General features: G+C 64.2%; 10 protein-coding genes. 3 read left to right on the top strand and 7 right to left on the bottom strand.

The features are described from left to right. Nucleotides 1-90 precede the first annotated feature (90 nt). From NKI18_RS09735 to NKI18_RS09715, 5 genes are all read right to left on the bottom strand, one after another. On the bottom strand, nt 91-936 hold the full coding sequence (locus NKI18_RS09735; RefSeq protein ID WP_352575243.1) for a fumarylacetoacetate hydrolase family protein: 846 nt from the start codon (nt 934-936) through the stop codon (nt 91-93). A gap of 166 nt (nt 937-1,102) precedes the next feature. Continuing rightward, nucleotides 1,103-1,834, bottom strand: coding sequence for an SDR family oxidoreductase (locus tag NKI18_RS09730; RefSeq protein ID WP_023677124.1), 732 nt, complete (start codon nt 1,832-1,834; stop codon nt 1,103-1,105). Between the two features lie 176 nt (nt 1,835-2,010). Beyond that, nucleotides 2,011-4,383, bottom strand: coding sequence for an aldehyde dehydrogenase family protein (locus tag NKI18_RS09725; RefSeq protein ID WP_352617865.1), 2,373 nt, complete (start codon nt 4,381-4,383; stop codon nt 2,011-2,013). A 13-nt stretch (nt 4,384-4,396) separates the two neighbouring features. After that, nucleotides 4,397-5,446 carry a deoxyribose-phosphate aldolase gene (deoC, locus tag NKI18_RS09720; RefSeq protein WP_352617862.1) on the bottom strand — a complete coding sequence of 350 codons (1,050 nt, stop codon included), beginning with the start codon at nt 5,444-5,446 and terminating at the stop codon, nt 4,397-4,399. A gap of 162 nt (nt 5,447-5,608) precedes the next feature. After that, complete coding sequence (locus tag NKI18_RS09715; RefSeq protein WP_352617859.1) at nt 5,609-6,436, bottom strand: ferredoxin--NADP reductase; 828 nt, start codon at nt 6,434-6,436, stop codon at nt 5,609-5,611. Between the two features lie 218 nt (nt 6,437-6,654). Here NKI18_RS09715 and NKI18_RS09710 point away from each other — a divergent pair, with 218 nt between their 5' ends. The 3 genes from NKI18_RS09710 to NKI18_RS09700 are packed head-to-tail and all read left to right on the top strand — an operon-like array spanning nt 6,655 to nt 10,797. Further along, nucleotides 6,655-8,739, top strand: a complete 2,085-nt coding sequence (locus NKI18_RS09710; protein ID WP_352617857.1) for a hydantoinase/oxoprolinase family protein — start codon at nt 6,655-6,657, stop codon at nt 8,737-8,739. Nucleotide 8,740: 1 nt separating this feature from the next. Next, complete coding sequence (locus NKI18_RS09705; RefSeq protein ID WP_352617854.1) at nt 8,741-10,426, top strand: hydantoinase B/oxoprolinase family protein; 1,686 nt, start codon at nt 8,741-8,743, stop codon at nt 10,424-10,426. Beyond that, entirely contained in the window at nt 10,423-10,797 is a 375-nt protein-coding gene (locus NKI18_RS09700; RefSeq protein WP_352617851.1) for a hypothetical protein, read from the top strand. Before NKI18_RS09705 ends, NKI18_RS09700 begins: the two co-directional genes overlap by 4 nt. 45 nt (nt 10,798-10,842) lie before the next feature. Here NKI18_RS09700 and NKI18_RS09695 read toward each other — a convergent pair whose 3' ends face one another. Together NKI18_RS09695 and NKI18_RS09690 are read right to left on the bottom strand one after the other, a co-directional pair. Beyond that, on the bottom strand, nt 10,843-11,499 hold the full coding sequence (locus NKI18_RS09695) for a methionine ABC transporter permease (RefSeq protein WP_352449593.1): 657 nt from the start codon (nt 11,497-11,499) through the stop codon (nt 10,843-10,845). Further along, nucleotides 11,480-12,544, bottom strand: a complete 1,065-nt coding sequence (locus NKI18_RS09690) for a methionine ABC transporter ATP-binding protein (protein WP_353019549.1) — start codon at nt 12,542-12,544, stop codon at nt 11,480-11,482. Before NKI18_RS09690 ends, NKI18_RS09695 begins: the two co-directional genes overlap by 20 nt. Nucleotides 12,545-12,610: the final 66 nt, after the last annotated feature.

The raw sequence follows: 12,610 nt of genomic DNA, 5'->3' as shown, positions 1-12,610 counted from the left end.
TTTTCTCGTCGCGTTTCTTCCAGCACCTCTCATCCGTCTCGGCGCTGCGCGCCGATCCACCTTCTCCCACAAGGGGAGAAGGAAGAGCGCCTACAAATCCGCCTTGAACGTCTGCTTCTGGATGCCCAGCCCCTCGATACCGAGCTCGACCACGTCGCCGGGCTTCAGGAAGACCGGCGGCTTCATGCCGAGGCCGACGCCGGGCGGCGTGCCGGTCGAGATGATGTCGCCCGGGTGCAGCGACATGAACTGGCTGAGATAGGAGACGAGATAAGCGACGCCGAAGACCATGGTCTTGGTCGAGCCGTTCTGCATCGTCTTGCCGTTGACCGTCAGCCACATCGGGATGTTCTGCGGGTCCTTGACCTCGTCCTTGGTCACCAGCCACGGGCCGATCGGCCCGAACGTGTCGCAGCTCTTGCCCTTGGTCCACTGGCCCTGGCGCTCGGCCTGGAAGGCGCGCTCGGAGACGTCGTGCGCGACGCAATAGCCGGCGACATAATCCAGCGCCTCGGCCTCGGTGACATACTTTGCAGTCTTGCCGATCACCACGCCGAGCTCGACCTCCCAGTCGGTCTTCACCGAGCCGCGCGGGATCAGCACGTCGTCATTCGGCCCGACAATAGCCGAGCTTGCCTTCATGAAGATGATCGGCTCCGGCGGCACGGTGGCGCCGGTTTCGGCGGCATGGTCGGAATAGTTGAGGCCGATGCAGATGAATTTGCCGGTGCCGGCGACGCATGCGCCGATCCGCGGCTTGCCGGAAACCGCCGGCAGCGTCTTCGGGTCGAGCTTCGACAAAGTCTCGAGCGATGCCGGGTCAAGTGCCTTGCCGGCAATGTCGGTGACATGGGCGGAGAGGTCGCGGATCGTTCCATCGGCATCGAGCAGGCCGGGGCGTTCGCTCCCCGCCTCGCCATAGCGCAGCAGTTTCATGCAGTTTTCTCCCAGTTGCGACCAGAGGCCGTTTGCAAACTCGCTCCGCTGCGGCGAATGGCGTGGGTTTCGAGAACCGGAGCGGAGCGTACTTAAAGTACGTGAGCACCGGAAGCGCAGAAAGCCGCGTCAGGCGCCCGGCGGAGTAGGGTTTTCAAATGGCCTCTTAGATCGACCAGCCACCGTCGATATTATAAGCCTGCCCCGACGTATAGGTGGCGCCGGCGAGATAGACGGCGAGGTCGGCGATTTCCTCTGGCGTGCCGAGGCGGCCCATCGGCTGGCGGGCGATGAAGGCGGCGCGAGCTGCTTCGTAGTCGCCCTGCGCATGCATGCGGTCCTGCAGCGACGGGCTTTCGACCGTGCCCGGACAGATCGCATTGCAGCGTATGCCCTTGCCGACATAGTCGGCGGCGACCGATTTGGTCAGGCCGATGACGGCTGCCTTGGTCAGCCCGTAAACGAAGCGGTTCGGCACGCCCTTGGTCGAACTGGCCAGCGACGCCATGTTGATGATCGAGCCGTCGCCGCGCTCCAGCATGCCGGGCAGCACGGCGCGGATGGTGCGGATCATCGAGCGGACATTGAGATCATAGGCAAAGTCGAGATCGCCGTCCTTCATCTCGAGGATCGAGCCGGAATGGACGAAGCCGGCGCAATTGAACAGCACGTCGACGGCGCCGATCTCGGCAAAAGCGGCGTTCACCGCCTCGTCGTTCAGCACGTCGAGCTTGCGGGTCTTGATACCGGGCGTCTTGCCGAGGTCGGCGAGCACCACCTCGTTAATGTCGGTGGCATGGACGACGGCGCCGACCTTGGCGAACGCCAGCGCGCTCGCCCGGCCGATGCCTTGCGCCGCCGCCGTGACGACAACGATTTTGCCTGTCAGATCCGCCATGCTTTTCTCCTCGCCCGTCTGTGGTCGTTCGGCTTTTACCGGCGCAAGGCCGGGGCGCAATGTGCCAGCCGGGCACTACCATCCCGCCTGTTTCGATATTCCCCTGCCAGCCAAATGTTTTTTCTCGGTAAAGAACATCTTTTGGCCCGTCAAGCCCGGACGTCTCTCCGGGGCACTCAGTCGCCGTAGGGCACCCAGACGTTCTTGACCTCGATCGCTCGGCGCAGCAAGGCATCGCCGGCTGCTTCGTTCGAGGGCCAGTCGAGGCTGTGGCCGTTGCCGGTCCAGACGCGTTTGAGATTGCCGATGGACTCGGCCTCGGCCTTGGCGCAAGTCTCGGCATCGGCGAACACCCAGAGCCCGTCGACATCGTCATGCTTGGCCAGCACGCCGGCAAGCTCGGCGCTACGGCCGGTGACGATATTGATGGCGCCTGCCGGAACGTCGGAATATTCGATTACTTGGTAGAGGTCGGTGGCAAGCAGCGGGTATTTTTCGGACGGCACGGCGACCACGGTGTTGCCCATGGCGAGCGCCGGCGCCACCAGCGAGATCAAGCCAAGCAAAGGCGCGTTGTCCGACGCGACGATACCGACGACCCCGACCGGTTCGTGCAGTGCCAGCGTGACGGCGCGGGCCGGCGGCTGGTGGACGCGGCCCTCGAATTTGTCGGCCAAGCCGGCATAGAGGAACAGGCGCTCGATCGACAGCTCGACCTCGTCACGCGCCGCCTTGGCGGTCGCGCCGGTGAGCTGGGTCAAACGGGCGGCAAACTCGTCGGCGCGGCCGGACAGATTTTCGCCCAGGTAGTAGAGCACTTGGCTGCGGTTGTAGGCGGTCGCTTCCGGCCAGGCCTTGCAGGCGCGCGCGGCCGCGACGGCGTCACGGATATCCTTGCGGTTGCCGAGACCGACCTCGCCGGCAAGCTTGCCCTTGGCGGTGGCGATGGCGAAGGAATAATTGCCGTCCGGCCGGACCTGCTTGCCACCGATGAACAGCTTTGCCGTGCGGTCGATGGCGCCACCTTCCGCCTGCTCGACAGGTTGGGCCGAAGACGTTGCCGGTTTGATGATCGGGCCGAGCGGCAGTTTTGCCGAGAGATATTCGAACATTCCTTCGCGCCCGCCTTCGCGGCCAAAGCCGCTCTCGCGGTAGCCGCCGAAGCCGCAGGAGGCGTCGAACATATTGGTGCCGTTGACCCAGACGACGCCGGCCTTCAATTGCGGCGCGACGTGCAGGGCAAGATTGATGTTCTCGCTCCACACCGAAGCGGCCAGGCCATAGCGTGTGTTGTTGGCGAGCTCGATCGCTTCCTCGGTGTTGCGGAAGGTCATAGTGGCGAGCACCGGCCCGAACACCTCTTCCTGTGCCAAGATGTTAGCCGGCGAAACACCGGTCGCCAGCGTTGGCAGATGGTAATAGCCCGAGGAGGGCAGCGCCGAGTCCGGCTGCCAACAGATTGCGCCCTGCTTGGCGCCCTCGGCGATCAGGCCCTTGACGCGATCGAGCTGAGTCAAATCGACCAGCGGGCCGATATCGGTGTTCTTGTCGAGCGGACTGCCGACGCGCAGCCGGCTCATCCGCGTCTTGACCTTGGCGATGAAGGCATCGGCGATGCCCTCCTGCACCAGAAGGCGCGAGCCGGCACAGCACACCTGGCCCTGGTTGAACCAGATGCCGTCGACCAGACCCTCGACGGCGCTGTCGAGATCGGCATCCTCAAAGACGACAAAGGCCGACTTGCCGCCAAGCTCCAGCGACAGTTTCTTGCCCGAACCGGCGGAGGCTTTGCGGATGATCTTGCCGACCTCGGACGAACCGGTGAAGGCGATCTTCTGGATGCCGGGATGATTGACGATTGCCCCACCCGCTTCCGGCCCGCCCTGGACGATGTTGACGACGCCCTTCGGCACGCCTGATCGTTCACAGATCTCGGCGAACAGGATCGCGGTGAGCGGCGTGAATTCCGCGGGTTTGAGCACCACGGTGCAGCCGGCGGCGAGCGCCGGCGCGATCTTCCAGGCCAGCATCAAGAGCGGGAAGTTCCACGGGATGATCTGGCCGACGACGCCGACGCCCTTGTGGCCGGGAAAATCCCCGTCCAGCACCTGCGCCCAGCCGGCATGATGGATGAAATGGCGGATCGCCAGCGGCACGTCGATGTCGCGGCTTTCGCGGATCGGCTTGCCATTGTCGATCGATTCCAGCACCGCGAACAGCCGTTGGTGGCGCTGCATGGCGCGGCCGATGGCGTAGAGCACTTTGGCGCGTTGATATCCGGTGCTGGCGCTCCATTTCGGCAGCGCTTTTGTGGCCGCCGCAACCGCCGCGTCGATATCGGCGGCACCGGCATCCGACACCTTGGCCAGCAGCTTTCTCGAGGACGGATCGCTGGTGTCGAAGGTTTTGCCTCCGCTGGCTGCCTTCCAGTCGCCGCCGATAAACAGCGCTTTGCCGAAATCCCGCGCGGCAAGCCACGCATCCGCCTCGTTGCGCGCCTCCGGCGCCGGGCCGTATTCCATGGCGTGATAGCGTTCGAGAATGTTCATGGCGCGCTCCGAATCACGCCATCGCGTGGCGATGATTGGCCGAGTAGTGGCCGGTCAGATGATGCTCGAGCTGGCGCTCGATGTCGGTCAAAAGGCTCGATGCTCCGAAGCGGAACAGCTCCGGCTCCAGCCACGGCCGGCCCAATTCTTCTTTCATCAGCACCAGCCACTCGAGCGAGGCTTTTGCCGTGGAAATGCCACCGGCCGGCTTGAAGCCGATGAGATAGCCGGTTTCCTCGAAATAGGCGCGGATGGCGCGCACCATGGCAAGGCCGACCGGCAGCGTCGCGTTGACGCTTTCCTTGCCGGTCGAGGTCTTGATGAAATCTGCACCCGCCATCATCGCCACCATCGAGGCGAGCATGACGTTGCGCAGCGTCGCGAGGTCGCCGGTACCGAGGATCACCTTCAGATGCGCCTCGCCGCAAGCGGCGCGCATCGAGACGATCTCGTTATAGAGCTCCTGCCATTTCGCCCCGAATACCAGGCCGCGCGGGATGACGACGTCGATCTCGTCGGCGCCGTCCCTTACCGATGCTTCGATCTCCTGCAGACGTGTCGAAAGCGGTGCAAGGCCATGCGGGAAAGCCGTGGAAACGGCGGCGACATGGACGCCGCTGCCGCGCAGCGCTTCGACGGCAGTGGCGACGAAGGGCTGATAGACGCAGACCGCCGCCGGGCGGATCCTTTCACCAGTAATGCCGAGCCCCTCGGCAATGTCGCGACGGAACGGGTTGACCGCCTTGGCACAAAGCCGGCGCACGCGCTCTTCCGTGTCGTTCGAGTTCAGCGTCGTCAGGTCCATGCAGGCGACGGCGCGCAGCAGCCAGGCGGCCTGGTTATCGGCCTTGATCGAGCGTCTTTTGGTCAGGCTGGCGACGCGGCGTTCCAGCGCCGAGCGGTTGACGCCGCGCATCGATTCCATGAAGCCGAGATCGAGCCTCATGCCGGGATTGCGAGCAATGCCATGGGCTTGCGGGATTGGTGCATTGGCGGCGGCACGCGCCGGCAGCGGCGTGACCTTCGATATGCCGACGTCGGTTTCGCGGATTGTGCTGCTCATCTCCTGCCCCTTGTTCAGCGACTTATGCCGAAGATAGACCGTGAAGCAGCGCTTCACGAGTCCTTCAAGCGGTCATAGCGGAAAAAGACAGTCAAGGCAGCCGATTTTTGACCGCATGATCAAAATCAGGGTCTCGAACCAGTGGACGCTGAACTGCGCGTCTCAGCCGACGAAGGCGCGCTCGACGACGAAGCTTGCCGGATGGTGCAGCGAGCCTTCCTGGAAGCCGAGGCTTTCGGCCAGTTCCTTGACGTCCTTGAGCATATGCATCGAGCCGCAGATCATGATGCGGTCGGTCTCGGGATTGAGCTTGTCGATGCCGAGATCGCTGTAGAATTTGCCCGAGCCGATCAGCGCGGTAATGCGGCCCATGCGCTCGGAGGTCTCGCGCGTCGTCGAATTGTAGAGCGTGACGCGGCCGCCGGTCAGTTCGCCGATCAGCGGGTCGTTCTCAAGTGCTGCCACCAGCTCCTGGCCGTAGGTGAGCTCGGCATTGTCGCGGCAGGTATGGGTCAGGACCACCTGCTCGAACTTCTCATAAGTGTCGGGATCGCGCAGCAGGCTGGCGAAGGGCGCGATGCCGGTACCTGTCGAGATCATGAACAGGCGCTTGGCCGGCGTCAGCGCGTCGACCACCAGCGTGCCGGTCGACTTCTGCCGCATGATGACGGTGTCGCCGATCTCGATCTTCTGCAGCTCCGAAGTGAGCGGGCCGTCCGGCACCTTGATCGAGAAGAATTCGAGTTCGTCGTCCCAGGACGGGCTGGCGATCGAATAGGCGCGGAACACCGGCTTCTCGGCATTAGGCAGGCCGATCATGACGAACTCGCCGGAGCGGAAGCGCAGCGACTGCGGCCGGGTGATGCGGAACGAAAACAGCCGGTCGGTATAGTGCTTCACCGAGACGACGGTTTCGGCATAGACATTGGCCGGTATCGGGAACTGCAACGGCCGGGCTCCGGCAGTGTTGAACGCGGATGTGGTGTTCATCAAACCTAACCTTCCGGGCCAGCTCAGCGCCCGCGCCAAATCTTCACCTGCGCGCCCGAACCGGTCAGGTTCCAGCGTGCCGTTTGCACACTCCGAAGCGGTAAGCTCTTGTGTCCGGAATTTATTAGTATACAAACGATATTTGCGTCAAGACGCCGCCGTAAAACAGCTTTCCAAACTGAGGCATGTAGGCAGTTCGGGCATTTCGGGTTTCGACAATGGGACAGAATTTTTCGGCGCAAGCGCTGGATTCGACTAGCGGCGTCGTCGCCGGCATCGATGTCGGCGGCACCTTTACCGACCTGCTTCTGATCGACGGCCGTGACGGTGGCCGGGTGCACATCGCCAAGACCCCGACGACAGTCGACAACCAGGCGTTCGGCGTCGTTTCGGCACTTGGCGCCACCGGATTTCCGGTCGACGGCATCGACCTCATCGTGCACGGCACGACGACCACCACCAACGCGGTGCTGGAGCGCCGGCTGGCCAAGACCGGCATGATCACCACGCGCGGCTTTCGCGACGTGATCGAGCTTGGCCGGCGGACACGGCCGCAAGCCTATGGCATGACAGGCACGTTCGTGCCGATCATCCCGCGCAATCTGCGGCTCGAAGTGTCGGAGCGGGTCGAAGCCTCGGGCGCGGTGCGCATCCCGCTCGACGAGGCCGAGATGCGGGCAGCGATTTCACAACTGATCGCGGCCGGCTGCGAATCCCTCGTCATCCATTTCCTGCATTCCTACGCCAACCCGGCGCATGAGCGGCGTGCCGCCGAGATCGCGGCCGAGCTTTGGCCGAACGGCTACATCACGACAGGCCATGCGCTGCTTTCGGAGGCGCGCGAATTCGAGCGCGGCGTGACCGCTTCGGTCAACGCTTCGGTGCAACCGATCCTCGAACGCTATGTCGAGCGGCTGCGCAAGGAGCTGGCGTCAAAAGGCTACGCCCGCGACTTCCTGATCATGAACGGCAATGGCGGCATGATCTCGGCCCGCTTTGTCACACGTGAGTCGGCCAAAACTGTCATGTCCGGCCCCGCTTCCGGCGTCATTGCTGCCGCCTATACGGGAAAACGCGCCGGCTTCGAAAACCTGGTCACCTATGACATGGGCGGCACCTCGACCGACGTGGCGCTGATCCGCAACGCCGAGCCGGCGGTGTCGAACGAGATCGAGATCGAGTATGCGATGCCGATCCACGTGCCGATGGTGGCGGTGCATACGGTCGGCGCCGGCGGCGGCTCAATCGCCCACGTCGATGCGGCAGGCCTGATCCAGATCGGCCCGGAAAGCGCCGGCGCCAATCCCGGCCCGATATGCTACGGACGCGGCGGCTTGGAGCCGACCATCACCGACGCCAATCTGGTGCTTGGCCGGCTGGCGCCGAAAAAGCTGCTTGCGGTGGAAAACCCGGTCACCGTCGAACGCGTCACCGGCATATTCGAGGACAGGATCGGCCGCGCCACCGGCCTGTCCGGCGTCGAGGCGGCGGGTGCCGTGCTGGGGCTGGGCAACGTGAAGATGGCCGGCGCCATCCGCATGGTCTCGGTGTCGCGTGGCCACGACCCGCGCGATTTCGCGCTGTTCGCCTTCGGCGGCGCCGGGCCGCTGCATGCGACGGCATTGGCGCGCGAACTAGGCCTGCCGAAAGTGCTGGTGCCGGCGCGGCCGGGCATCACCAATGCTCTCGGCTGCGTCGTCGCCGATCTGCGCCATGATTTCGTTAATACGGTCAACCAGCCGGTGGCCAGTCTCGACGAAATCCAACTCCACGAGACATTGGAACGGCACCGAAACGAAGGCAAAGAGCTGATTGGCAAGGAGGCGGTGAAGCCGGAAATGATCCGCGTCACGCATTCCGCCGACATGCAGTTCGTCGGCCAGACGCATATCATCAACGTGCCGCTGCCGTCGTCTGCGGTGACACGCGAGGGACTGCAGCACCTGTTCGAGAAGGCCTATTTCGCCCGCTTCAAGGTCCAGTTGCCGGAAATCCGCGCCAATCTGGTCAACCTCAACACCTCGGTCACCGGCGTGCGGCCGGCAATCGATCTGTCCCGGCTGATCGACCCGGCTGGGCGCGCCAAAACGCTTGAAGAGGCGCGGCGCGAGACCCGGCCTGTCTGGTATGGCGGGCGCTGGTACGACACGCCGGTCTACAGCAGAGAGAAGTTGCCGCTCGACGCAACAATCGAAGGTCCGGCGATCCTCGAACAGATGGACGCGACGACTGTGCTGGAGCCCGGCGACCGGGCGCGATCGGATGCCGACGGCAACATCATCATCGATATCGGCGAGGCCTGAGATGGAAAAACTCGACGCCATCACCCTTTCGGTCATCCAGGCGGCGCTACAGCAAGTCTGCGACGAAATGGACCTGACATTTTCGCGCGCCGCCTTCTCGCCTGTCATCGCCGAGGCCAATGACCGTTCGGATGGCATCTATTCGGCGCTCGATGGTTCGCTGATCGCGCAAGGCAGCCAGGGCCTGCCGGTGTTCGTCGGCGTCATGCAGTATTCGACCAAAACCGTGATCGAGATGATCGCCGACGGACGCTGCCTGCCGCCCGAGCCGGGCGATATCTACATCGTCAATGATCCCTATCTCGGCGGCACCCATCTCATGGATGTGCGTTTCGCCATGCCGGTCTACCGCGACGGCAAGATATTCTGCTGGCTGTCGAACACCGGCCACTGGCCCGACATCGGTGGTTCGGTGCCGGGCGGCTTTTCCGCCTCGGCAACAGCGGTCGAGCAGGAAGGCTTGCGACTGCCGCCGGTGAAATTATTCAAGAAGGGCGTGCTCGACCCTGAGATCTACGCCATCATCTGCTCGAACATCAGGGTTGCCGACCAGCGCATCGGCGACATCCGGGCGCAGGCGGCGGCACTGCTGATCGGTCAAGACCGACTGAACGGAATCCTGGATCGTTACGGAGATGAAACGGTCGTCGGTGCGATCGCCGAACTGCGCCGCCGCGCCGCCGAACAGATGCGCGCGAACATATCAGCCATTCCCGACGGCATTTACCGGTCGCAGGCTTTTGTTGATTCCGACGGCGTGGTCAACGAGCCGCTGACTATCGCGCTGGCGGTCGAAAAACAGGGCGACACGCTCAGCTTCGACTTCTCCGGTTCGTCAAAGCCCTGCGCTGGGCCGATGAACAGCGTGCTGGCGACGACCTTGTCCTCGGTCTATCTCGCCATGCGGCACATTTTCCCCGACGTGCCGATCAGCGCCGGCGCCTTCGAGCCGCTGATCGTCAAGCGGCCGGAAGGCACCTTCCTCGACGCCAAATATCCGCGCCCGGTATCGGGCTGCGCGGCCGAGGTTTCGCAGCGCATTGCTGAAGCGGTGTTCGCGGCGATGGTGCAGGCGCTGCCGGACAAGGTGACGGCGGCCCCCGCCGGCTCCAGCGGCAATTTCGCGCTCGGCGGCAACGATCCGGCCCGCGGCCGCGATTATGTCATGTATCAGATCTCCGGGGGCGGGTATGGCGGCAATGCCGGTCACGACGGCCTGACCAATGGCTGCTCGACCATAGGCATTTCCAAGTCGCCGCCGGTCGAAATCATGGAGCAGGCCTTCCCGGTGCTCTACCGCCACTATGCCTTGCGCGAAGGCTCGGGCGGCGCCGGCAAGCATCGCGGCGGTTTTGGCCTCGCCTATGAGGTCGAGATCCTGCGCGGCGACGCCCGCGCCTCCTTCGTCATGGATCACGGCCGGTTCGGCCCGCAAGGCGCGCTCGGCGGCAAGGACGGTGCGGTCAACACGGTGACCGTGTTCCGCGACGGCAAGGAACATGTGCCGCCGCACCTCTCCAAGGAACAGGACATCGCGCTGAAGGCAGGCGACCGCGTGCGCGTCGGCACGCCAGGCGGCGGCGGCTACGGCGATCCGTTGCAGCGGGATCCGGAATTGGTCGCTCGGGACGTCAGGCTAGGGTACTATACCGCCGAGCAAGCCAGGGACCTGTTCGGGATCAAATGAATCCACAAGAGAAATTCAAATGCCGTGTCTGCGGCCTCGATCAATCTCCCGATCTGCCATGGGGCGAGAACGGCAAAGAACCCAGCTACATCATATGTTCGTGCTGTGGAGTGGAGTTCGGCTACGAAGACGACGGCCTCGGCAATTGTTTGTCAATTCGCCGGCATTGGGTGGAGGTTCGGCGATGCAAGTGGTTCGCGCCGGAGGATCGGCCGCTTGATTGGGACATGCCCGCTCAAATCAGAGGTATTCCGTTAGCCTATAAAGGCGCAGAGGATGAGCAACTGATCCAACGATATCTGCAGGCCGGAGAGCCGCCGCTACAAGGCTTGGCGGCGCTGAGCGCGGTGGAGAAGCCGGACCGGCTGTGAGGGTTTTACCGGGTGCTGGCATATCGCCCAGACCGCTGCGCACCGCTATGCCCTGTGGTCCAGCCTCGCGACCAGCCGGTCGCCGGCCCACTGGATGCCGCAGACCAGGATGATCAGCACAATGACAACGGCGATCATGACGGACGTCTCGAAGCGCTGGTAGCCGTAGCGGATGGCGAGGTCGCCGAGCCCGCCGGCGCCGATGGCGCCGGCCATGGCCGAGGCGCCGATCAGCGTCACCAGCGTCACCGTGAAGCCGGCGACGATGCCGGGCAACGCTTCCGGCACCAGCACCTCGCGAATGATCGTCCAGCGGTTGCCGCCCATGGCGCGTGCTGCCTCGATCAGCCCATGGTCGACCTCGCGCAGCGACACTTCGGCGATCCGGGCATAGTAGGGCGTCGCCGCGATCGACAGCGGCACAATCGCTGCCCAGGTGCCGATCGAGGTGCCGACGATCAGCCGCGTCACCGGGATCAGCGCAACGAGCAGGATGATGAAAGGCACCGAGCGGAAGCCGTTGATGACCGCTCCGAGCGCGCGGTTCACCCACAGGTTTTCGGCGATACCGCCGCGGTCGGTGGCGACCAGCGCCAGGCCGAGTGGCAGCCCGAAAACCAGCGAGATGAGGCCGGAGGCGGCCGTCATCAGGATCGTTTCCCAGATCGAACGGACGAGAAGCTCAAACAGAACCGGCGACATGGCCAAGCACCTCTACCCGCGCTTGGCGGGCTTTCAAGAACGCGATCACCTCTGCCAGGTGAGCTTCATTGCTGCCGGCGACCGCCACGAATAGTGTCCCGACAGGCTGCTGCTGAACGTGATCGATGCCGCCATGCACGAGGCGGAACGAGCCGGGAACTGCCGAGGCAAGATCGGACAAAAGCGGGCTTCGGGCGGCCTCACCCGCCACGTCGATCCTGAGGATCGCCTCCAGGCCGGCGTTCTGCGTTAGCCGGCTTGCGATCTCCGCCGGCAATTGCGGCCGGATGCCGCCGAGCAGGCTTTGTGTGATCGCCGACTTCGGATCGGCAAACACCGACCACACCGGCCCTTGCTCGACGATCCGCCCAGCGTCAATCACCGCGACACGATCGGCGATCGAACGGATCACCTCCATCTCATGGGTGATGAGCAGGATGGTCAGGCCGAGCTGCCGGTTGATATCTCTGAGCAAGGCGAGGATGGAGCGCGTCGTCTCCGGGTCCAATGCCGAGGTCGCTTCGTCGGACAGCAGCAGCGCCGGGCGCGCCGCAAGCGCCCGGGCAATGCCGACGCGCTGCTTCTGCCCGCCCGACAGCGACGCCGGATAGGCTTTCGCCTTCTCCGACAGGCCGACGAGCTCGAGCAGCTCGGCAGCGCGCGCCAGGCGTTCGGCCCTGGGCCGGCCTTCGATCTTGAGCGGCAGCGCTACATTGTCTTCGACCGTCTTGGCAGACAGCAGGTTGAAATGCTGAAAGATCATGCCGATACGCCGGCGCAGCGGTTGCAATTCGCGCTCGCCGAGCCGGCTGATGTCGCGGCCTTCAATGAAGACCTGTCCTGTATCCGGCCGCTCCAGGCCGTTCAGGCAGCGTATCAGCGTCGACTTGCCGGCGCCGCTGCGGCCGATCATGCCGAGGATCTCGCCCTGGCGCACGCTGAGCGACACGCCGTCCAGCGCCGCCGTCGCGCCGAAGCGGCGCTTCAGCTCGATGAGGCGCACGACATCGTTCGGTCCGGCGGAGCGGCCGCCGACGGGACGCATGACTTCGGTGACCGAGGCGAAATGCTGGTTCATGAAAGTTCCTGTATTGGTGTCCCGCAAAACGCG

This window comes from Mesorhizobium sp. M0800 (assembly GCF_040320095.1).
GTDB lineage: Bacteria > Pseudomonadota > Alphaproteobacteria > Rhizobiales > Rhizobiaceae > Mesorhizobium.
Note: the sequence above shows the minus strand (reverse complement) of the source record. Positions and strands in the feature narration are given on the sequence as shown.

What these genes read in the sequence shown, in the direction of transcription:
- NKI18_RS09715 (WP_352617859.1), bottom strand. Translation starts at nt 6,436, where the DNA reads ATGAACACCACATCCGCGTTCAACACTGCCGGAGCCCGGCCGTTGCAG.
- NKI18_RS09695 (WP_352449593.1), bottom strand. Translation starts at nt 11,499, where the DNA reads ATGTCGCCGGTTCTGTTTGAGCTTCTCGTCCGTTCGATCTGGGAAACG.
- NKI18_RS09725 (WP_352617865.1), bottom strand. Translation starts at nt 4,383, where the DNA reads ATGAACATTCTCGAACGCTATCACGCCATGGAATACGGCCCGGCGCCG.
- NKI18_RS09690 (WP_353019549.1), bottom strand. Translation starts at nt 12,544, where the DNA reads ATGCGTCCCGTCGGCGGCCGCTCCGCCGGACCGAACGATGTCGTGCGC.
- NKI18_RS09700 (WP_352617851.1), top strand. Translation starts at nt 10,423, where the DNA reads ATGAATCCACAAGAGAAATTCAAATGCCGTGTCTGCGGCCTCGATCAA.
- NKI18_RS09735 (WP_352575243.1), bottom strand. Translation starts at nt 936, where the DNA reads ATGAAACTGCTGCGCTATGGCGAGGCGGGGAGCGAACGCCCCGGCCTG.
- NKI18_RS09705 (WP_352617854.1), top strand. Translation starts at nt 8,741, where the DNA reads ATGGAAAAACTCGACGCCATCACCCTTTCGGTCATCCAGGCGGCGCTA.
- deoC (WP_352617862.1), bottom strand. Translation starts at nt 5,446, where the DNA reads ATGAGCAGCACAATCCGCGAAACCGACGTCGGCATATCGAAGGTCACG.
- NKI18_RS09710 (WP_352617857.1), top strand. Translation starts at nt 6,655, where the DNA reads ATGGGACAGAATTTTTCGGCGCAAGCGCTGGATTCGACTAGCGGCGTC.
- NKI18_RS09730 (WP_023677124.1), bottom strand. Translation starts at nt 1,834, where the DNA reads ATGGCGGATCTGACAGGCAAAATCGTTGTCGTCACGGCGGCGGCGCAA.